This is a genomic window from Flavobacterium sp. AC267, from assembly GCF_979258715.1.
The window spans coordinates 3,031,843-3,050,843 of record NZ_OZ409875.1 but is presented as its reverse complement, the minus strand read 5'-3'; the positions used below and the strand labels follow the sequence as shown (position 1 = coordinate 3,050,843).

The 19,001-nt window shown below is 34.9% G+C and carries 25 protein-coding genes and 2 pseudogenes; 1 reads left to right on the top strand and 26 read right to left on the bottom strand.

What is annotated here, in order from left to right; translation table 11 throughout:
• Nucleotides 1–6: 6 nt before the first annotated feature.
• From ACZZ95_RS15970 to rpsF, 20 genes and pseudogenes are all read right to left on the bottom strand, one after another.
• The gene (locus tag ACZZ95_RS15970) at nt 7–903 is read right to left on the bottom strand and encodes a T9SS type B sorting domain-containing protein (RefSeq protein WP_463469781.1); all 897 of its coding nucleotides are present in this window, start codon (nt 901–903) and stop codon (nt 7–9) included.
• On the bottom strand, nt 869–1,594 hold the full coding sequence (locus tag ACZZ95_RS15965) for a hypothetical protein (protein WP_463469780.1): 726 nt from the start codon (nt 1,592–1,594) through the stop codon (nt 869–871). The genes ACZZ95_RS15970 and ACZZ95_RS15965 overlap by 35 nt, the downstream gene beginning before the upstream one ends.
• Nucleotides 1,548–2,168 carry an Ig-like domain-containing protein gene (locus ACZZ95_RS15960; protein WP_463469779.1) on the bottom strand — a complete coding sequence of 207 codons (621 nt, stop codon included), beginning with the start codon at nt 2,166–2,168 and terminating at the stop codon, nt 1,548–1,550. Before ACZZ95_RS15960 ends, ACZZ95_RS15965 begins: the two co-directional genes overlap by 47 nt.
• Nucleotides 2,134–2,889, bottom strand: a complete 756-nt coding sequence (locus ACZZ95_RS15955; protein WP_463469778.1) for an Ig-like domain-containing protein — start codon at nt 2,887–2,889, stop codon at nt 2,134–2,136. Before ACZZ95_RS15955 ends, ACZZ95_RS15960 begins: the two co-directional genes overlap by 35 nt.
• Nucleotides 2,855–3,130, bottom strand: a complete 276-nt coding sequence (locus ACZZ95_RS15950; RefSeq protein WP_463469777.1) for a hypothetical protein — start codon at nt 3,128–3,130, stop codon at nt 2,855–2,857. Before ACZZ95_RS15950 ends, ACZZ95_RS15955 begins: the two co-directional genes overlap by 35 nt.
• Nucleotides 3,114–3,677 (bottom strand): Ig-like domain-containing protein, encoded by a 564-nt coding sequence (locus tag ACZZ95_RS15945; RefSeq protein WP_463469776.1) that lies wholly within the window; start codon nt 3,675–3,677, stop codon nt 3,114–3,116. Before ACZZ95_RS15945 ends, ACZZ95_RS15950 begins: the two co-directional genes overlap by 17 nt.
• Nucleotides 3,587–3,868 carry a hypothetical protein gene (locus ACZZ95_RS15940; RefSeq protein WP_463469775.1) on the bottom strand — a complete coding sequence of 94 codons (282 nt, stop codon included), beginning with the start codon at nt 3,866–3,868 and terminating at the stop codon, nt 3,587–3,589. Before ACZZ95_RS15940 ends, ACZZ95_RS15945 begins: the two co-directional genes overlap by 91 nt.
• Complete coding sequence (locus tag ACZZ95_RS15935) at nt 3,819–5,633, bottom strand: immunoglobulin domain-containing protein (protein WP_463469774.1); 1,815 nt, start codon at nt 5,631–5,633, stop codon at nt 3,819–3,821. The genes ACZZ95_RS15940 and ACZZ95_RS15935 overlap by 50 nt, the downstream gene beginning before the upstream one ends.
• A gap of 34 nt (nt 5,634–5,667) precedes the next feature.
• Nucleotides 5,668–6,447, bottom strand: coding sequence for a hypothetical protein (locus ACZZ95_RS15930; RefSeq protein WP_463469773.1), 780 nt, complete (start codon nt 6,445–6,447; stop codon nt 5,668–5,670).
• Between the two features lie 60 nt (nt 6,448–6,507).
• Nucleotides 6,508–6,564, bottom strand: a pseudogene (locus tag ACZZ95_RS15925) (hypothetical protein); the annotation flags it as partial.
• Nucleotides 6,565–6,598: 34 nt separating this feature from the next.
• Nucleotides 6,599–6,877: a hypothetical protein gene (locus ACZZ95_RS15920; RefSeq protein WP_463469772.1), complete on the bottom strand. Its 279-nt coding sequence runs from the start codon at nt 6,875–6,877 to the stop codon at nt 6,599–6,601.
• A complete protein-coding gene (locus ACZZ95_RS15915) occupies nt 6,861–7,316 on the bottom strand; it encodes an immunoglobulin domain-containing protein (protein ID WP_463469771.1) in 456 nt (151 codons plus the stop codon). Before ACZZ95_RS15915 ends, ACZZ95_RS15920 begins: the two co-directional genes overlap by 17 nt.
• Nucleotides 7,246–7,542, bottom strand: a complete 297-nt coding sequence (locus ACZZ95_RS15910) for an Ig-like domain-containing protein (protein WP_463471696.1) — start codon at nt 7,540–7,542, stop codon at nt 7,246–7,248. The genes ACZZ95_RS15915 and ACZZ95_RS15910 overlap by 71 nt, the downstream gene beginning before the upstream one ends.
• Nucleotides 7,427–7,819, bottom strand: coding sequence for an immunoglobulin domain-containing protein (locus ACZZ95_RS15905; RefSeq protein ID WP_463469770.1), 393 nt, complete (start codon nt 7,817–7,819; stop codon nt 7,427–7,429). Before ACZZ95_RS15905 ends, ACZZ95_RS15910 begins: the two co-directional genes overlap by 116 nt.
• Nucleotides 7,819–8,610, bottom strand: a complete 792-nt coding sequence (locus ACZZ95_RS15900; protein ID WP_463471695.1) for an immunoglobulin domain-containing protein — start codon at nt 8,608–8,610, stop codon at nt 7,819–7,821. The genes ACZZ95_RS15905 and ACZZ95_RS15900 overlap by 1 nt, the downstream gene beginning before the upstream one ends.
• Nucleotides 8,567–9,613: an immunoglobulin domain-containing protein gene (locus tag ACZZ95_RS15895; RefSeq protein WP_463469769.1), complete on the bottom strand. Its 1,047-nt coding sequence runs from the start codon at nt 9,611–9,613 to the stop codon at nt 8,567–8,569. The genes ACZZ95_RS15900 and ACZZ95_RS15895 overlap by 44 nt, the downstream gene beginning before the upstream one ends.
• Nucleotides 9,614–10,937: 1,324 nt before the next feature.
• Complete coding sequence (locus ACZZ95_RS15890; RefSeq protein WP_463469768.1) at nt 10,938–11,411, bottom strand: DUF6495 family protein; 474 nt, start codon at nt 11,409–11,411, stop codon at nt 10,938–10,940.
• 123 nt (nt 11,412–11,534) lie between these two features.
• Nucleotides 11,535–11,975, bottom strand: coding sequence for a 50S ribosomal protein L9 (gene rplI, locus ACZZ95_RS15885; protein WP_095954778.1), 441 nt, complete (start codon nt 11,973–11,975; stop codon nt 11,535–11,537).
• A gap of 65 nt (nt 11,976–12,040) precedes the next feature.
• Nucleotides 12,041–12,337 carry a 30S ribosomal protein S18 gene (gene rpsR / locus ACZZ95_RS15880; RefSeq protein ID WP_002987043.1) on the bottom strand — a complete coding sequence of 99 codons (297 nt, stop codon included), beginning with the start codon at nt 12,335–12,337 and terminating at the stop codon, nt 12,041–12,043.
• A gap of 5 nt (nt 12,338–12,342) precedes the next feature.
• Nucleotides 12,343–12,684 carry a 30S ribosomal protein S6 gene (gene rpsF, locus ACZZ95_RS15875; RefSeq protein ID WP_007810575.1) on the bottom strand — a complete coding sequence of 114 codons (342 nt, stop codon included), beginning with the start codon at nt 12,682–12,684 and terminating at the stop codon, nt 12,343–12,345.
• A 179-nt stretch (nt 12,685–12,863) separates the two neighbouring features.
• Here rpsF and ACZZ95_RS15870 point away from each other — a divergent pair, with 179 nt between their 5' ends.
• On the top strand, nt 12,864–13,562 hold the full coding sequence (locus tag ACZZ95_RS15870) for a LytR/AlgR family response regulator transcription factor (protein WP_095954777.1): 699 nt from the start codon (nt 12,864–12,866) through the stop codon (nt 13,560–13,562).
• A gap of 8 nt (nt 13,563–13,570) precedes the next feature.
• On the opposite strand, the gene priA is transcribed toward ACZZ95_RS15870, so the two are convergent.
• The 6 genes and pseudogenes from priA to ACZZ95_RS15840 all read right to left on the bottom strand — a co-directional run.
• A complete protein-coding gene (priA, locus tag ACZZ95_RS15865; RefSeq protein ID WP_463469767.1) occupies nt 13,571–16,018 on the bottom strand; it encodes a replication restart helicase PriA in 2,448 nt (815 codons plus the stop codon).
• A gap of 49 nt (nt 16,019–16,067) precedes the next feature.
• Nucleotides 16,068–16,469 (bottom strand): PIN domain-containing protein, encoded by a 402-nt coding sequence (locus tag ACZZ95_RS15860; RefSeq protein ID WP_463469766.1) that lies wholly within the window; start codon nt 16,467–16,469, stop codon nt 16,068–16,070.
• Nucleotides 16,469–16,705, bottom strand: coding sequence for a hypothetical protein (locus ACZZ95_RS15855; protein ID WP_095954774.1), 237 nt, complete (start codon nt 16,703–16,705; stop codon nt 16,469–16,471). The genes ACZZ95_RS15860 and ACZZ95_RS15855 overlap by 1 nt, the downstream gene beginning before the upstream one ends.
• A gap of 79 nt (nt 16,706–16,784) precedes the next feature.
• Nucleotides 16,785–17,531 (bottom strand): subclass B1 metallo-beta-lactamase, encoded by a 747-nt coding sequence (gene bla-B1-FLAV, locus ACZZ95_RS15850; protein WP_463469765.1) that lies wholly within the window; start codon nt 17,529–17,531, stop codon nt 16,785–16,787.
• Between the two features lie 12 nt (nt 17,532–17,543).
• The gene (locus ACZZ95_RS15845) at nt 17,544–17,924 is read right to left on the bottom strand and encodes a DUF2147 domain-containing protein (protein WP_463471694.1); all 381 of its coding nucleotides are present in this window, start codon (nt 17,922–17,924) and stop codon (nt 17,544–17,546) included.
• A gap of 54 nt (nt 17,925–17,978) precedes the next feature.
• Nucleotides 17,979–18,896 (bottom strand): annotated as a pseudogene (locus tag ACZZ95_RS15840) (YihY/virulence factor BrkB family protein); the annotation flags it as partial.
• Nucleotides 18,897–19,001 lie beyond the last annotated feature (105 nt).

Below are 19,001 nucleotides of genomic sequence, written 5' to 3'. Positions count from 1 at the left end.
AGTGGATTATCTCATAATAGACAACCAGCCTTTTTTAACCGTTCCATCTCCAATGGTTATCACATAAAAATAAGTACCTGTTGGCAAGATATCTCCTCTATTAACAACTCCAGATACATTTGCAGTTCCGTTCCAATCATTTTCATAATGTACTTTGCTGTACACTAATGCTCCCCATCTGTTGAATACTTTCAACTCGTTGTTTGGATAAGATTCGATACAATCAATTCTGAACAGATCATTTTTCCCGTCATTATTTGGCGTAAACTCATTGTAAACAGTCAAACAAATTGGCACTAAAGTTACTGAAGCTGAATTGTTTGATGCATCAACATCTAAAGGCGTTGAAATTTCGACAGTGGCCACACTTGTATAGTCGCCGCTTGGTAACACTTCTGCAACAATCGTCAATGTTACACTTTGACCAGCAACTAATGTCGGTATTGTCCAAATTTGTGCTATTGGATCGTATACTCCTGCAGATGTAGATGAACTTACTAATTCTAAACCACTTGGAATTAAATTACTAACATTTGTATTTATGAAATCTCCTTCGCCAACATTGTTAACCGTTATAGTAAATGTTACTTGATCACCAAAATTTGGAGTCGGGTTATCTACTGTATTAGTGATAGTTAAATCTGAACAGCTTGTTACACTAACATTTAATGTTTTAACTGTTCTTTCGTCACAATTGTTCACATAAGCAACAGTAACTGTTCCAGGACCAATATCAGACCAAGAAACTGTAACAGATCCATCGGCTGTACCTCCTCCTGTAACGATTGTTCCTCCATTAACTGTCCAAACATAATTCGATTTTCCATTTGCAATTGAATAGGTCACTCCTTTAAATACACATGGAGTATCATCTGTAGTTGCAATTTGAACAGCAAGCATCATTTTCGAATGTAACTATTATTCCCAATCTTGGTCCGTTATCACATCCATTAAATGTATTAGTTAATGAACTTGCATAGTAAGTTGTTGCAGTAAGCGACGTGTTCGCGACTAATGGTGTTCCGCCAGTTGCACTGTTATAGAAAACTACATTTGCTTCATTTACTAAAATATTAGCTAATGTTGGAGCTGCAGATAAGCAAAATGATTGCGTAGTTCTTGGAGTTGTAACTACACTTGGTGTATTTACATTTACCGTAACTGCTAATCTAACTGGATTTTCACAGGCAATTGCACTAGAAACTGCACCATAATAAGTACCATTTGCGAGAGCAGTTATCGCTGGAATTGCTGTTCCGCCTGTCGCTGTACTGTACCAAACCACATTTGCTTCATTTACTTGAATATTTGCAACTGTTGGTGAATTTAAAGTACAGAAATTTTGAGTTGTACTAGTCGTAGTTGGTGTCGGACTTGGATCACCTACTGTAACTGTTACCTGTAAACGTGTTGTGCTTTCACAGCCTGTTACAGGATCTACAATATTTCCGTAGTAAATTCCAGAAGTAAGAGCTGTAGTTGCCGGAATTGCTGTTCCGCCTGCGGCAGATGCAAACCATGTTACATTGCTCTCATTAACTTGAATATTAGCAATTGTTGGTGCATTTGCCGAACAGAAACTTTGAGCAAGCATTGTTCGTTGTTGGATTTATTGTGTTTCCAACTGTAACCGCTACCTGTAATCTTACACTGCTTTCACAGCCTGTTGCTGGATCTTTTATTGCTCCAAAGTAAGTTGCTGTTGTTAAAACTGCTGTTGAAGCTAAAACTGTTCCACCAGTTTGCGTTGTGTACCAAACCACATTACTTTCATTCACTTGAATATTAGCAACTGTCGGATTTGTTCCTGAACAGAAAGTTTGTGCTAACGAAGTAGTTGTTGGTGTTGCTGGATTGGTAACAATTACATCAACTGTTAATCTTGTTGCACTTTCACATCCAGTAGCTGGATCAGAAATCGCCGCAAAATATTGTCCTGTAGTTAAAGCCGTTGTTGATGGAATAACTGTTCCGCCTGTTAAAGCTGTATACCAAACAATATTAGTTTCATTAGTCTGAATACTCGCAAATGTTGGCGCGTTTACCTGACAGAAGTTTTGTGTTCCTGCTGTTACCAATGTCGGTGTTGCAGGATTATTCACAATCACGTCAACTGTTAATCTTACTGCACTTTCACAACCAGTAGCGGTGTCTGAAATTGCTCGCAAAATACTGTCCTGTGGTCAAGGCAGTTGTTGACGGAATGACTGTTCCGCCTGTTAAAGCTGTGTACCAAACAATATTACTTTGAGTTGTCTGAATACTCGCAAACGTCGGTGCATCGTCCTGACAGAAATTTTGTGTTCCTGCTGTTACCAATGTCGGAGTTCCCGGATCGTTTACAATTACATCAACGGTTAATCTTGAAGCGCTTTCGCAACCAGTAGCAGAATCAGAAATTGCCGCAAAATATTGTCCTGTTGTCAAGGCTGTTGTTGATGGAATAACTGTTCCGCCTGTTAAAGCTGTATACCAAACAATATTAGTTTCATTAGTCTGAATACTTGCAAATGTCGGTGCATCTTCCTGACAGAAGTTCTGTGTTCCCGCTGTTACCAGTGTAGGTGTCGCAGGGTTATTTACAATAACATCAACTGTTAATCTTACTGCACTTTCACATCCAGTAGCTGGATCAGAAATTGCCGCAAAATATTGTCCTGTAGTTAAAGCTGTCGTTGATGGAATAACTGTTCCGCCTGTTAAAGCTGTATACCAAACAATATTACTTTCATTAGTCTGAATACTCGCAAATGTCGGCGCGTTTACCAGACAAAAGTTTTGTGTTCCTGCTGTCACCAATGTTGGTGTTGCAGGATTATTCACAATCACGTCAACTGTTAATCTTACTGCACTTTCACAACCAGTAGCGGTGTCTGAAATTGCTCGCAAAATATTGCCCTGTTGTCAAGGCTGTTGTTGATGGAATAACTGTTCCGCCTGTTAAAGCTGTGTACCAAACAATATTACTTTGATTTGTCTGAATACTTGCAAATGTTGGTGCATCTTCCTGACAGAAATTTTGTGTTCCTGCTGTTACCAATGTCGGAGTTCCCGGATCGTTTACAATTACATCAACGGTTAATCTTGAAGCACTTTCACAACCAGTAGCAGAATCAGAAATTGCTTGCAAAATATTGTCCTGTTGTCAAGGCTGTTGTTGATGGAATTAAAGTTCCGCCAGTTAAAGCTGTATACCAAACAATATTAGTTTCATTAGTCTGAATACTTGCAAATGTCGGTGCATCTTCCTGACAGAAGTTCTGTGTTCCTGCTGTTACCAATGTTGGTGCAACTGGATCATTTACAATTACATCAACTGTTAATCTTACTGCACTTTCGCATCCAGAAATTGGATCTGAAATCGTCGCAAAATATTGTCCTGTTGTTAAAGCTGTTGTTGATGGAATAACTGTTCCGCCTGTTAAAGCTGTATACCAAACAATATTAGTTTCATTAGTCTGAATACTCGCAAATGTCGGCGCGTTTACCAGACAGAAATTTTGTGTTCCTGCTGTTACCAGTGTTGGTGTTGCAAGATTATTAACGGTAACTGTTACCGCTAATCTTACACTACTTTCGCAACCTGTTACAGCATCTGTTGCATCGCATAATAAATACCGTTCACTAAAGCGACAGTTGAAGCAACTACATTTCCTGCTGTTGGTGCATCGTACCAAACAACATTACTCTCGTTTACTTGAATACTAGCAACTGTTGGTGCATCTGCCTGACAGAAATCTTGAGTATCATCACCAGTTGTTGGTGTATTTGGATCACTAATCATTATTACTGCATCTTGTAATGTACCTGCAAGATTTTCACAAGTGTTTGTGCTTGAAACAGCCACATAATAAGTAATCGGACTCATTGCTTTTGTTAAGCCTACAGCAGTCAATACACCTGCAAGCATCTATCGTATAAGTAACAGAGTTTATAGTTGCTCCACTTGTAATTGGCTGTGTTTTAGCCGCATCTAAATACCAAGTAAATACTGGACTAGATAAAGCTGGTGCGCTTGGTGTTAATGATACTGGCAAACTATGACACACTGTTACGTCATCTACTAAAATATCATTTACAGTTGAAGGAGGCAAAATTGTGAAAGTAATTTGTTTTCTATCTGCTACTGCAGTTTCACAAAATTGATCTGAACTCACTCCAACATAGTATGTATAAGTTCCTGGAGCTAATCCGTTTACTACTAACTGTGCAGTTGTTTCACCTGGAATTAACTGACTTGTAGTTCCATTAAAACTATACCAAGAATAAACTGGATTTGTTACAACTGGTGTTCCGCTTAAACTTGTTGCTAATGTTACATTTCCAGAAACAGAACAAACTGAAGTTGCTGTTCCTCCATTTAAAGTAATATCTGTTAAAGCATTTATTGGAGCAGAAGCTTTAACTTCAACAGTTACTTCTCCTCTTGCAAATGTTGCACAACCGTAACGTACCGGTTGTACGTAATATTTATAAATTCCTGTTGCTAAATTTGCCGGAACTGTAAAAGTAGGACCAGTAGCAACTGAGTTTCCTCCTGTTTCAGCATCATACCATATATAAGTTGAACATCCATCTTCAGGAATTTGAAGAGTAATATCGGTTCCTGGACAAACTATAATTTTATTTTGAGGATCTGCTCCAGTAACAGTTGTATTTGCAGTTCTTTCTACAGTATGAACTCTTAAGAAATCCAATACACTCGCAACTCCTCCAAATCGAATTCTAACTCTATCGTAAATTTCTGTTGGTGAAGAAACTAAAACCACCGCCAAAGAATTTCCCGGCAATAATCTTAAGCTTAACAATTGACTTGTATTTTGAATTGGATCTCCTACAGCTATATTTCCTAAGTAACGCTGAATAGTAAAACCAGTAAGTAAATTAACATCTAAAAGTGCTCCTGGTTTAGAAATTACTATTCTTAAAGAATCACTTATTACTGATGGTGTTTTAAACTGGACTGTTAAATCTGCAATTGCTAAAACTCCTGCTCCACTATACATTGTAGCGAAAGTAGAAATATCATTATCTGCCACATTAAAAGCATCACTAACACCAACCAAAGCAGTAGCCGCTCCTATTCCAATATCTGTAGCTCCATAAAATACATCTTGAATATCTCCTGGAGTACAAGTTACACTTGTAACAGATCTGTTATAATAAGCATCAAACACTTTTGTATTTTGAGCTAGACTTAAAACGGAGGCAGACTGAATTCTAATTCCGTCATAATCTTGAGGTCCTGATGCATCTGATGGAACAAAAGTAAACTCATACGTATTATCTCCAGAGATTAGGTTTAATAATGAACCCGATACAGATTGCATGGTTCCAATATCAACTCCTGCTTTAGTTCCAATAACTGATAAATTTTGACCAACAGCTAACAAACTGTATTCTGATCCTAATTTTACCGTTACTGGAGTTCCTTTTACGATATTAGCTGGCCAAGTTAAATTCTGCCAAGTTGTACCAACACCTAATAATCCTAAACCTGTTGTAATTGTTGAAAATGTTTGAGGATTTCCGTCAATAGCATTTCCAGGATTAGAAACTCCCCCTGTAAGTATATTTCCAGCTGACTGACCATTTGCATATACTCTTTCGTTCAAAGATTGGCAATTGCTCAAATCAATCACATTTATAATTTTTGTTGCAGTTGCACTACAAGAACCAGCCGCTTACAACCACAGTATAAGTATAAACTCCAGGAGTGTTTAATTGTCCTGTTGAAAATACTGGTCCTGCTAAAGCATTTCCTTGAGGGTCAAACCATGCAATCGTCGCTCCTGTTGGCGTTGGCGTTGCAACTAAAGTAACGGTTGTTCCAATAGCAACTGATTCTGAAGGATCTGTTACAATCACGCTTGGCAAAGCATTAATTGTAACATTGACAACAGCTTTCTCCGAAGTACAAGTATCCCCATTTACTTGCGATGTTATAAAGTAATCACCAGCAACAGTAATATTTGTCTGCTGCATTGCAGATATTTCTACATCTGTCGCATTATAAAACTTATATGTTGTATTTCCTGATGTATCAAAACTTGTAATAGCATCTGCTAAATTAGCACTTCCACAACCCACTAATGTCGCATTTACAGCTGGCGCAGGAGTAGTAGAAGGGAAAGTAACAGTAACTTGTTTTAATGTTCCGTTTATATTTTCGCAAGTCCCTCCATTTAAAGTCGCTATATAATAATTATATGGTGCACCTGAAGTTGCTAAACCAGAAATAGTAAGTGCACCTGTTATTGCATCTTTTGCAAATGATGCTGTCCCAATTATAGTTCCATCTACAATTTCTGTTGTTTTTACCTGATCTGTATAATATTTAAATTGAGCTCCCGCAATATTCGACGTAGGTGCTAAAACCGCCCCGCCAACACAAGTAGCCGTTACTGAATTTGCAATATTAATATCTGCATCTGTTGGAACTTGCAATACTGTAACTGTAACAGGTTGACGAACACTATTAGTACACAGACCTCTTACTTCTTCTATATAGTAAGTTGTTGTAGCTGTTAAATTACCTGTATCATAAGTATTTGTATTGGCGACTAAAGCTGTTCCTCCACTTGGGACACTATACCAGCTAAGAGTACCTCCAGCCGTCGTTGCTTGCGACTAATGCTGTTGACTGTCCAGAGCAAATTGGCGTAGCAGCACCTGTAATAGTCGCTTCTTTAAATTTAAATGAAGCTCCATAAATATCTAACTCTGTTAAAAGTGAAACAACTCCTCCCAAGCGTATTTGAACTCCTGAAAAATTGGCTCCAGCTATAAAACTAGCTCTAAATCGATTACCGCCTAATAGCTGTACATTCAAAATATTATTTATCGCCCCACCATCGCCATTACTTGCTCGCTCCATTATAACTCTCTAAAGAAATATAAGAAAGAGCACTGATATCCAAAGCACCTGGTAATCCAAGTTCAACTTCAATTACATCTCCTGCAAATCCTAGATTAGAAAAATCAAGTTTTTGTTGTACATAAGCTCCTAGCCCAATAGTGTTTTGAAGTCTGGTTGCTGTATTATAATCCGCATCAACAGAAAGTCCCTCAGTACCTGAAACTGCTCCACATAATGCACACAAACCTCCACTATTTGAGATCGTTTGAGTAAAAGGTCTTAAACATGACGTAATTGTAACTGCTGGTGTAATAACAACAGTAATTGCTGTCCTTACAGTACTTACACAATCTGAGTTATTTCTAGCAGAAATATAATATGTCGTATCAGTTGTTAAAGCAGGTGTAGTATAACTTGTTCCAGTAAATAAGAATGTTCCGTCTGTTGCAAGCATCATACCAATCATAAACTACTCCAGCAACAGGATTCGTAACTTGTAAAGTCACGATTTGTCCAGAAGGAATAACAACTACAGAAGAAGCTACCGTAGGAACTGAAGGTACTGGATTAACATTTACTGAAGCTTGAAAACGTGTACTGGAACAATTTCCAATAACAGCTTCCACATAATAATCCGTAGTTGTTGCTAATGGTGGCGTAGTAAATGAAGTACCTGTAAATATTAAATTTCCACCTGTTGCAAGCATCATACCAATTATAGGTAGTACCAGCAACTGGAGACTGAACAGTTAAAGTAGAAGTTTTTCCACTGCAAAGATTTAATGGAAGAGCGGTAACAGAAGGCGCTACAGGATCAGTAACTAATACCTGAACTGGATTTCTCTCGCCGTTAACGCATCCATTTCTTGTTATTTCAGTATAATAAGTTGTATCTGCTGTTAGAACAGGAGTAGTAAATGTTGCGGTAGTCGCTAACGAAGGTCCTCCCGTTGCAAGCACTATACCAATTTACTGTTTCTCCTGCGAGCAAGAGCGACAGTTATTGCCGCAGTTTGTCCACTGCAAATAGTTGTATTACCCGAAATAGCTGGGGCTTTATATCTGTATGAAGCTTGATAGATAGTAACCCTTGTCAATAACGTTGCTAAGCCGCCTAATCGAACTTCTACACGATCAAAATTAGCTCCAGCAACTACACTAGCTCTGTAGCGGATTCCGCTTAATAATTGTAGATTAATTAAACTATTATTTACTGGTGTTCTATCATTATTAAAAGTCGCTCCATTATACGTTGCTAAACTAACATATCCAATTAAAGAGACATCTGCTAGTCCGCCTGGAAATTCTAGTTCAACATCTACAATATCACCGGCTCTTCCAGGATTTGCAAATTGTAAGGTCTGCTGAACAGATCCTGTAAGCAAACCAATAGGAACACTAAGTCCACTTCCCGTCGCAGGATTTCCATCAACAGCATTATTTGGATTTTCAAAGTCGCAAGCTAGACATAAACCATTTACAAGAGTCTGCTCACTACCAGCCTCAAGACATCCAACAAGAGATGCTGGCTGAACATTTACTATCACTGGTACTCTAGTCGCGCTCACACACCTTCCATTTGGACTTTGTGCTTCAACATAATATGTTTTTGTAGCCGTTAAAACGGGAGTTGTAAAAGTTGCTGTATTTGTTGCCACTGGTGCACCTCCTACAGTAGTTTCATACCAATTTAATTGCGCTCCTACTTCAGAAGTTGTTGCATTTAAAGTCGCATTTTGACCTGATTGAATTGTGACACTTTGAGTTAGAACTGTAGGCGTTTCCGGAACCGCTGTCGAAACAACACTTATTCCTGTACGTGTACTTGTACAGCTTCCAATCGATGCTTCTACAAAAAATGGAGTAGTTCCTAAAGGCACCGTTGGTGAATAAGTCGTACCAGTTGCTAATGCAGTTCCACCCGTTGCAAGCAGAATACCAAGAATAAGTAGTTCCTGGAACAGGATTTAAAACTGATAGATTCGTTTGCCGCGTAGCTCCCGTAGAACAAACATTTTGACCCGTGTTATTAATTGCTGGAGCAACGGGATTAGACACATTTAAAACAACTGGTACACGAACATTTCCTTCGCATCCAGCTGTTCTTGAGATTCCAATGTAGTAAGTTGTATTAGCAGTCAATGCAGGAGTAGTAAAAGTATTTCCTGTTGCTAATGCGGTTGTAGAAAATTCTGAACTATACCAAGCAAGTGTAGTTCCTGCTGCTGGAGCCGCAGTAAGAGTAGTTGGAATACCAGCACAAACTGTTTGTGTTAAACCTCCAGCTACTGTTGGCTGTGCAAATTCTAAACGGATATCATAAATCCTTAAGTTCACCAGCAGACTTACTAGTCCACCGACTTGAACTTGAATTTGATTTGCATCTCCACTCAAAGTGTATCTCGCCACTGCAACTGTATTACCACTTAATAAATTTAAGTTCAGAAGCGGACTGTTTAACGATACTCTGGAACCTACATCGGCACCCGAATTTTTTGCTTGAACAGTTGCGTTCGATAACAAGCTAACATCCAGCAGGCTATTACCTGTACCAAAGTAAATAGCAATTTGATCACCGGCCCTCGCCGTCTGATTCAAGGTTACTGTTTCTTCAGCAACACATCCTAGCAACCCAATACCATTTGTTAAGGTTGCAAAAGTAGATAAGCCAGCACTGTCAAAAGCATTGGCCGGATTATTAACATCTACTCCTATACACAAAAGTCCTCCTCCCGCACTATTTGTCTGAGACACAGGTCTACAAATAGTTTGAGAAAATGCATTAGTGCATAAAAAGAATAAAGTTAAAAGTCCTAATAATCTCATTCGATGTTTGAGATTACAAAAAGTAAAATTTTTTTTCATAATTTGGAAGATTAGAAAATGGACAATAAAACACCTCTCGCAGTAAGTGCAAGCACCTACGCAATTAAACAATCAGTTAAAAATCAAATAGTTAAATCAAAATTTAAAAACTAAGAAATCAGTCTTTAAACTACGTTTATTAAAAAAATTTATGTTGAATTCGGCATATCGAAATATGCCAGAGAACAAATCCTATCTAGAGATAAAAAAAGTTCCAGTTTTTGTGAGGAAAAATGATTGTAGTCATTTTTCCAAGAGGAGTGATTTGATGCAGGTCTAATTTTCATAATGAAAATTTTTAGTTGACGTAGAATTGGGGGAATTCTCTTTTTATATATTTAAGTTCAATATTCTAAAGAAAGGTGATTAATCATTCTTTACAACCTTTTGTAATAAGATACTTAAGACTTGAACAATACTTATTGTCAATATAAAAGATTACGGTTCTTTATCAACTTCCGAAACGGGCTGAAAAAGAACGGTAAAATAAAAATGAAAATATCAGATAAAAAATTAGATTTAGTTATCACATAACCAGAAGGCTCATTATTGAGACGAAGTAAGCTTAATAGAATAAATAATAAAGCTAAAATAAAATGAACAACTAAAGTAAATTTGATGAAGAAAGTAATTGTCAATTCCATACGCAGATTTATTAAATTATTTTATAGTTTAAAAATTTCAATCTCAATAAACATACTTTGAAATATGAGTTTATAAAAACTATTTTAAGCCATTATGTTTTTGAAAAATACTAAGCAAAACTTTGTTTAACTTTCGTATTTTAAAATTAGAAAAAACACAAACACAAAACAAGAATAAAATTCCTATAATTTATTTCTTAAATAAAAACATACATCTTTGTAACCTCTGAAAATATCAGAAAAACCTACAGTTTTAACAAAATTAAGACGTAAATAATTTCTTAAATAAAAGTTCAACAAAAAGTGTTAAATAGAACAAAATAAAGTATAATCCTACATTACAACAAATTTTATCGACCAAATTATCCGTAATCCAGACCAAATACATCATAATTGTAAATTTTGATATTTATTTTTAAAAACATTGAAAGATTCAAAAAAAACAAGTATAAATACGGGGTAAAACTTTAATTAAACTTTAAACAAAAGTTAAAAAAATAAAAAAAAGGCAAACAATTAACAATCAATTGTTTGCCTTTTTAAAAGTAAAAAAGTGAGTTTTTAATAAATTATGACTCGATAATTGTATTGATCTGATTAAATAACTGTCCGTCGCTTAAAAATGCTCCCTGTTTAATCAATTCAAAAATGGAACTATTTCTCTCTTCTGTAAATACTTTCTTTCCAACTTTCATTTCGATAGTATCTGTAAACATATTATCGCTTAACCATTGGAGTCCTTCTTTTGTTAAAAAATCAGTCTCAGGAGAAAGCGATTTCAAAACAATTGATTGGATATAGGTATCAAAACAATGAAACAAAAAGATATGATTTTTAGAAAAATGCTCCAGATATTCTGCCCTGTTTAACACGCCTTCCCAAATTAAATCTGAAAAAACATCTAACTCCTGCTCAGCAACCTCTGGCTTATTCACTTTAAGCTCTTCCCATTCTTTTCTATCAATTGCCTGCGTCGCCAAAAAACTTGCAAATTCAGCATGCAATTCATCAAACTGTTCTTTTGTTAATCTTGCGTATTTCATTTCTTTTCAAGCTTTACGCTGTAAGCTATAAGCAGTATATGGCTTAATAACTTAAAGTCTAAATTATTTATTGTAAAAAAAATCCCGATTTGCATCGGGATTTAAGTATAGATTTTAAAACTATTACTTTTCAGCAACAATTTCGTATGGTAATTCAACAATTACATCTCTGTGTAAACGGATGCTAGCGCTGTATTTTCCTGTACGTTTAACAATACCACTAGTGATGAATTTTCTATCGATAGCATTTCCAGATTTCTCTAAAGCTTCAGCAATATCGATATTAGTGATAGAACCAAAAAGTTTCTCTCCACCAGCTTTTGCAGTAAGTTTAATTTCAAGAGCTTTTAAAGTTTCAGCTAATGCTTTTGCATCAGCAACAACTTTAGCTTCTTTGTGTGCTCTTTGTTTTAGGTTTTCAGCCAAAACTTTCTTTGCAGAAGGTGTAGCTAAATGCGCGAATCCTTGAGGAATTAAAAAGTTACGACCGTAACCAGCTTTAACTGATACTACATCATCTTTAAATCCTAAGTTTTGTACGTCTTGTTTTAAAATAAGTTCCATGTTGTTGTCCTTATATTTTAGAAGTTAGGTTCTGCATAACAGAAACCAGCGACTAGAGTTTTTAATTATTTTAATAAATCGGCCACGTATGGCATTAAAGCTAAGTGACGAGCTCTTTTTACAGCTACAGAAACTTTTCTTTGGTATTTTAATGAAGTTCCAGTTAAACGACGAGGAAGAATTTTTCCTTGCTCATTAACGAATTTCAATAAGAAATCAGCATCTTTATAATCGATATATTTGATTCCTGATTTTTTGAAACGGCAATACTTTTTAGTTTTGTTAGTTTCAATGTTTAAAGGCGTTAAATATCTGATATCTCCGTCTTTTTTTCCTTTTGCAGATTGCTCTATTGTAGACATAATAATTAAGCTTTAGTAGATTTTAATTTTGCTCTTCTTCTTTCCGCCCATGAAATAGCATGCTTGTCTAAACTTACAGTTAAGAAACGCATAACTCTTTCGTCACGTCTAAATTCAGTTTCAAAAGCAATTAGAACTTCTCCAGCTACTTTGAATTCGAATAAGTGATAAAAACCACTTTTTTTGTTTTGGATTTCGTAAGCCATTTTTTTCAGACCCCAATCCTCTTTCGACACCATTTCAGCTCCTCTACTAGTAAGAAATTCTTCAAATTTCGTTACTGTTTCCTTCACCTGAACCTCAGATAAAACGGGATTTAAAATGAAAACAGTTTCATAATGATTCATAAATACGATATTTATTTGTTAAAATTGGGTGCAAAAGTAATCATTATATTTAAATACACAACACTTTTTTACTTTTATTCGTCATAATACAAAAAATGTGCGTTCATTTTAGTTTTTTTTTCCAAAAAAATAATACATTTACTACTGCTATCCTGAATTTATTCTAAATTTAAAAAGTTATGAAACTAAACTGTGTTGTTGTAGATGATAGTTCTATACAAAGGACAATTATTGCCAAACTGGTTAATAATCACCCAGGCTTGCATTTAATCGGTGACTTCTCTAATGCTATTGAAGCAAAAAGCTGTATCTCATTAAATAATATTGATCTTATATTCCTTGATATAGAAATGCCTGTTATTAACGGTTTTGACTTCCTTGACGGACTAAAAACAAAACCGCAGATTATATTTATTACTTCTAAAGCTGAATATGCCTTGAAAGCTTTCGACTACGACGCTACAGATTATCTGCAGAAACCAATTGCGGTTGACCGCTTTAATGCTTCTGTTAAAAGGGCTATCGATATGCATCTTCTTAAAAAAGATGTCAAAGAAGAAGAAGGCGAACATATTTTCATCAAAAGCAATCTTAAAAAACTTAAAATTTTCACTTCAAAAATAAAATGGATTGAAGCTTTTGGAGATTACGTAAGAGTCGTTACAGAAGATGACAGCAACCTTGTTCTTTCTACAATGAAATCTTTTGAAAATGACTTATCAAAAGATAAGTTTATTCGTGTACACAAATCATATATTATTAATATAGATAAAGTAGAGCGTTTCAATAGCAAATTTGCTGAAATCGGTATTACTAAAATACCGTTAAGCCGAAACAAAAAAGAAGATTTAGTAAGAGCACTTTCTACGTCTTCTTAATTTTACAATTAATAGAAATCTACGTTAATCACAACTTTTATAGCTCTGTATTGAGCAACAGCTTCAAAACTATTCAATATTTTCTGAATAGTTTTTTTTGTGTTTCCTAAATGCAGGTTATTCGGAATCTTAACCAGGATAGTTCTTATATATTCATTCCTGATTCTGCTTATTGCAGGTTCTTCAGGTCCTAATACAGGCATTCCAAGGTTTTGACTCAAAACTTGATACAGCCACATCGATCCTTCTTTGAGCTTCTCAAATTCTTTGTGTTTTAAAGTCAGTTTTATAATTCTGAAATAAGGCGGATATTTATAGATTTGTCGATCGTACAACTGCTCCTTATACATACCTATATAATTATGGTTTGTAACTTGCTGAATTGTATTATGATCTGGATTATAGGTTTGAATAACAACTTTTCCTTGCTTTTCAGATCTTCCAGCTCTTCCTGCAACTTGTGTCATCATTTGAAAACTGCGTTCAAAAGCCCTAAAATCGGGATGATGCGGCATATTATCTGCATTCATAATTCCAACCAGACTAACATTATCAAAATCCAAACCTTTGGCCAGCATTTGTGTTCCGACCAAAATATCGATTTCTCTATTTTTAAATGTATCTATAATCTTTTCAAAACCATATTTTCCCCGGGTTGTATCCTGATCCATTCGCGCCGTTTTTGCCTTTGGAAAAAGAGATAACAACTCCTGCTCGATTTGTTCCGTTCCAAAACCTTTTGTAGTCAAATCTATACTCGAACAGCTGTGACAGTTGGTAGGCTTTGCAATAGAATAACCGCAGTAATGACAACGAAGCTGATTTTTGTGTTTATGATACGTTAAACTCACATCGCACTGCTGGCAATGCGGCACGTGTCCGCAAGTCAAACATTCTATTATAGGCGAATATCCTCTTCTGTTTTGAAATAAAATTACCTGCTCGCCCAAAGACAAAGCTTCTGCAATTTCTTCAATCAAGAGGTCACTAAAATGCCCTGTCATCCTTTTCCTGAAATGCTTGTCTTTCAAATCAACCAAAAGAACCTCGGGCATGCGAACATTTTTATAACGTTCTGAAAGTGTAATTAGCCCATATTTTTCATTTTGAGCATTAAAATATGTCTCAATACTTGGAGTTGCAGAACCTAATAAAACTTTAGCATTATGAAAATTAGCCAAAACAATTGCCGCATCTCTGGCGTGGTATCTCGGCGCAGGATCTGTCTGCTTAAAAGTCTGTTCGTGCTCTTCATCAACAATCAATAAACCCAAATCATTAAAAGGCAAAAACAAAGCAGACCTTGCTCCTATTACAATTTGTGCTTTTTCTGAATTTTCGAGCGTTTGCCTCCAAACCTCAACACGTTCATTATTACTGTATTTAGAATGAAAAACAGCCACTTTATCTCCAAAATGAAGTCGTAAACGAGAAACCAATTGCGTTGTAAGTGCAATTTCAGGAAGCAGATACAAAACTTGTCTTCCTGTCTGCAGATATTCTTCAATTAATTTGATATAAATTTCAGTCTTTCCGCTTGAAGTTACGCCATGAAGCAAAGAAACTTCTTTCTCTAAAAAACTCTCTTTTATGGCGACAAAAGCATTTTCCTGAGCTTCACTTAACCGAAGTTCTTTTTCTGTTTTCTCTCCGTTAAATGTAATTCGGTCTTGCTGTAAATAATATTCTTCGAAGATTTCATTCTTAACCAAAGTTTTGATGACAGCCGAAGTACATCCTGAAACTTCTGCCAATTTTTTATCAGTGATAGGTTTCTTTTCGGAAGCACTGAGTTGAAAGTAATTCAAGACAATTTCCTTTTGCTTATCTTTTTTTAGTACTTCCAGCAATTCTTGCAAGCCTTGATCTGTTTCGTATTGCGAATGTAATTTTACATATCGAACCAATTTCGGCTTATAAACTTCTTTTATTTCTTCTTCTAAAACAATAATATCTTTCGCTATTAATTTTTGAAGAATAGGCAGAATGTTTTTTCTATTTAAAATGGAAGCAATTTCCTGAACCTTAAGCGAACTTTGATGCTGTAGTGCTTCATAAATCAAAAACTCGTCATCAGAAAGTTCAGAATCATTAACGAGAACTTCTGATTTATGCGAAACAATTGTTTCACTTTCCAATAATAATCCTGTTGGAAAAGCACCGCGATAAACATCGCCAATACCGCACATATAATAATTGGCAACCCAAAGCCAGTGTTTAATCTGAATTTCGGTTGCTATTGGATTTTCATCTAAGATTTGATGAATTTCTTTTGCTTCATATAATGTTGGTGCGTTCTCATGTATATTCAACACAAGAGCCGTATAAATTTTGTTTTTACCAAAAGGCACCGCAACCCTCATCCCTTTTTTAATATAATGGAATTCGGCCTCAGAAACGCGATATGTAAAGGTTTTTGCTAAAGAAAGCGGTAAAATAACTTCGATAAAAAACATGTTGATATTTATAAAGATTGAAGAAATGAATTTGAAAAATCAAAAATATTTACCTTTCAAACCAGTTCTCCATTTGAATTCCGTCCAAAAGCTTAAAATCTTTAGTATTATCGGTAACTAAAATTAATTGATTTTCAATCGCAGTTACTCCAATTAAAAGATCGAATTCATCATTGATGGGCTTTCCTAACTTTCTAAGTCTTACTTTCTCAACAGCATATCTTTTAATTGAACCAAAAATTGGCAGTATAATTAATCCTTTTAAGAAAACATCAACAGCTTTATTAGATTTTACGGGATCATCACTATTTTCTGCTCCAAAGCGTAGTTCAGCAACTGTTATTTCAGAAATATAACAATTCTCCAAACCAATCTCCTTTAGCATTTTATCAAGATTAAGTTTTCCTCTAAGAAAGAAAACACAAATACTTGTATCTAGTAAATATCCCATTAAAACTTAATTTCCTTATTCTTAAAGTTTCTATTAGCTTTTATTTCAGAAACAATTTCTTCTGCAGATTTTTCGGATGCAAAAGCTCCAAAAGATTTATAAAAATTATTCTCTTTCGATTTATTACCTTTAATAGATTTTGTCAGTCTTTCTATAAGCTCAATCTTATTAGAAAAACTAAGCCCCTCAAATAAGCTTGAGTAAGCCTCCAGGATATTTTTATCTGTTACAGTCATTCTATTTCTCTTTATTATTTTGAATTACAAAATTAAACTATTTTTAGACTTTAAAACATGAATAGTTAACATTAAAAAGTTACTTTTTTTCTGAAGATTTTTGAGCCAAATACGAATTAACTAATTCCAAAGTATGATTTAAAGAATTCGTATTTTTCCAATCATCATGACCTGCAATAATATAAATTGGATTTTTAAATTTTGATTTCACTTTACCAATCGATTGTTTCCATTCTTTCACATTAGAATCACCCAAATACCCTAAATCTTTTGCTTCGGCACTTTTTATAAAACAACCTCCATAAAGCACTTTTTCTTTATCAAACCAAGCCACAATATTATCTGATGCATGTCCTTTTCCTGGATAATACACTTCAAAAGTATGTTGTCCAACTGTAAAAGTTGTGTCATTCGGAATTATAAATTCGGCTCTCGGTTTCTTTTCTTTTTTAAGAATATCATCTGTCAACTTAATCGAATAGGTTTTCACACCTTTCTTTCTGTAAAAATCAAATCCGCCGGCACGATCATCATGCGAATGCGTGGCAAAAAGCATCACAACTTCTTTATTATGTTTCGCTTTTATACTGTCTAACAATGGCTGAAACTGTGTTTTGTCCCAAGGTGCATCAAACAAAACAACACCTTTATCTGTAACCAGATACATGGCATTGGCAGAAATTTTAGTGCCTTTGTAATCGCTAAAAGTTCTATAAACATAAAAGTCACCCGTAAGATGACTTATTTGTAATGGCGAATTCTTAGATTGTCCAAAACTATTTGAAACTAGGACTAAAAATAAAATTATCGAAGCTAATTTTCGCATGTATTATTTCAATTAATTTTTTACTCGAGTCCAGTATTGTGTTCTTCCCATTATAGAAACTCCCACATAACCGCGAAGTTTTAATTTGTCTGCAGATTCTAATGCGATATAACATTTGTATTTTTTCCCGCTTGTTGGGTCTAAAATTGTTCCGCCGTTATATTCTGAACCGTCTTTTTTAAGATCGTTGATAATTACCATTCCTAAAATCGGCTTATTTTTATTTGCCCCTTCACATTTTACACATGCATCTTTTTTGTGGTTTTCGCGAAGAATTTCTATGACCTTACCATATATTTTTCCAGACTTTTCGTAAATCTCTACAATAGATTTTGCTTCACCTGTTTCATCGTCAATTGTTTTCCATTTTCCAATTACACTTTGACTTTGCATGGTCAAGGCAAAGAAGAACACTCCGATAGTTAGCATCAAATTTTTCATATTATTTTTCTTTTTTTGTTTTAATTTTCTGATAGAAGCATTCAATTCGAACCCTAAAAGCAGAATCATACAGTTTATCCAAATATAAAACATTAGAATTAATAATGTTCCAATAGAACCATAAAGTTCGTTATATTTCGAAAATTTTATAACCCAAATCCCAAAAAAGAACGAAGATATAACAATTAAGATCGTCGTAAAAACAGATCCAATACTTATAAAAGGAACTTTATTATACTGTTTTGTACCATAACGTAATAATATTGAAGACGTTATCAATATCATCAAGATAACAAACAAATATCGACCCAAAATAATCAACGGAATCCTGTCGCTCAACACATCCTGAATAATTGTTTTTTGAATAAATACCTCAAAGACCACAATTGTAGCTACTGTGACAAACAAAATAATAGTCATAACAAGCGAAATGGCAAGCGCCACAAGATATTGACTAAAAAAACCACGTTTATCAAAAACATGCTTAGACGATTCAAAACCACTCAAAATTCCATTAATACCATTTGCCATTAAAAAAATGGAAAGTAAAAATCCAGATGATAATAACCCGGAGTGACTATTATTCAAGATATCACTGATAATTTTACTAATTGCATCATATGTATTTGGAGGTACTCCCTGCTGTACAAACTGTAGAAAATCTTCTTGAAAATTATCTATCGGAATAAACGGAATTAAGTTTAAAATAAATAAGGCAAAAGGAAACAAAGCCATAAAAAAACTGAAAGAAACCGCACTGGCATGATACGAAAATGCCCCTTCAAGAATCCCTAAAGTATACATTTCAAGCAAATCATACAAAGAAAATCCCTCTAACCAAGGGAGTTTTATTCTCTTTAAAAAGCGAGCCAGGTTGCGTATTACAGGCAGTTTTTCAATCCGAGCTTCTATCTCTTTCGACATATTTTTTTGATTTTAGTCCCGAATCCTCGGGATTGAGAGTTTAGATTATAGCTTTTAAGAGCTTTGAAATAGAATTTTTAAACTCAAAACTTACAACTCACAATT

Bases quoted from the DNA above. Each gene is read 5' to 3' on its own strand.
- rplI (WP_095954778.1), bottom strand. From the start codon at position 11,975: ATGGAACTTATTTTAAAACAAGACGTACAAAACTTAGGATTTAAAGAT.
- ACZZ95_RS15940 (WP_463469775.1), bottom strand. From the start codon at position 3,868: ATGAGTCCGATTACTTATTATGTGGCTGTTTCAAGCACAAACACTTGT.
- ACZZ95_RS15920 (WP_463469772.1), bottom strand. From the start codon at position 6,877: ATGGAGCGAGCAAGTAATGGCGATGGTGGGGCGATAAATAATATTTTG.
- ACZZ95_RS15965 (WP_463469780.1), bottom strand. From the start codon at position 1,594: ATGCTTGCTCAAAGTTTCTGTTCGGCAAATGCACCAACAATTGCTAAT.
- rpsF (WP_007810575.1), bottom strand. From the start codon at position 12,684: ATGAATCATTATGAAACTGTTTTCATTTTAAATCCCGTTTTATCTGAG.
- ACZZ95_RS15845 (WP_463471694.1), bottom strand. From the start codon at position 17,924: ATGCAAAGTCAAAGTGTAATTGGAAAATGGAAAACAATTGACGATGAA.
- ACZZ95_RS15870 (WP_095954777.1), top strand. From the start codon at position 12,864: ATGAAACTAAACTGTGTTGTTGTAGATGATAGTTCTATACAAAGGACA.
- ACZZ95_RS15890 (WP_463469768.1), bottom strand. From the start codon at position 11,411: ATGAAATACGCAAGATTAACAAAAGAACAGTTTGATGAATTGCATGCT.
- ACZZ95_RS15970 (WP_463469781.1), bottom strand. From the start codon at position 903: ATGATGCTTGCTGTTCAAATTGCAACTACAGATGATACTCCATGTGTA.
- ACZZ95_RS15855 (WP_095954774.1), bottom strand. From the start codon at position 16,705: ATGACTGTAACAGATAAAAATATCCTGGAGGCTTACTCAAGCTTATTT.
- ACZZ95_RS15860 (WP_463469766.1), bottom strand. From the start codon at position 16,469: ATGGGATATTTACTAGATACAAGTATTTGTGTTTTCTTTCTTAGAGGA.
- bla-B1-FLAV (WP_463469765.1), bottom strand. From the start codon at position 17,531: ATGCGAAAATTAGCTTCGATAATTTTATTTTTAGTCCTAGTTTCAAAT.
- rpsR (WP_002987043.1), bottom strand. From the start codon at position 12,337: ATGTCTACAATAGAGCAATCTGCAAAAGGAAAAAAAGACGGAGATATC.
- priA (WP_463469767.1), bottom strand. From the start codon at position 16,018: ATGTTTTTTATCGAAGTTATTTTACCGCTTTCTTTAGCAAAAACCTTT.
- ACZZ95_RS15915 (WP_463469771.1), bottom strand. From the start codon at position 7,316: ATGATGCTTGCAACAGACGGAACATTCTTATTTACTGGAACAAGTTAT.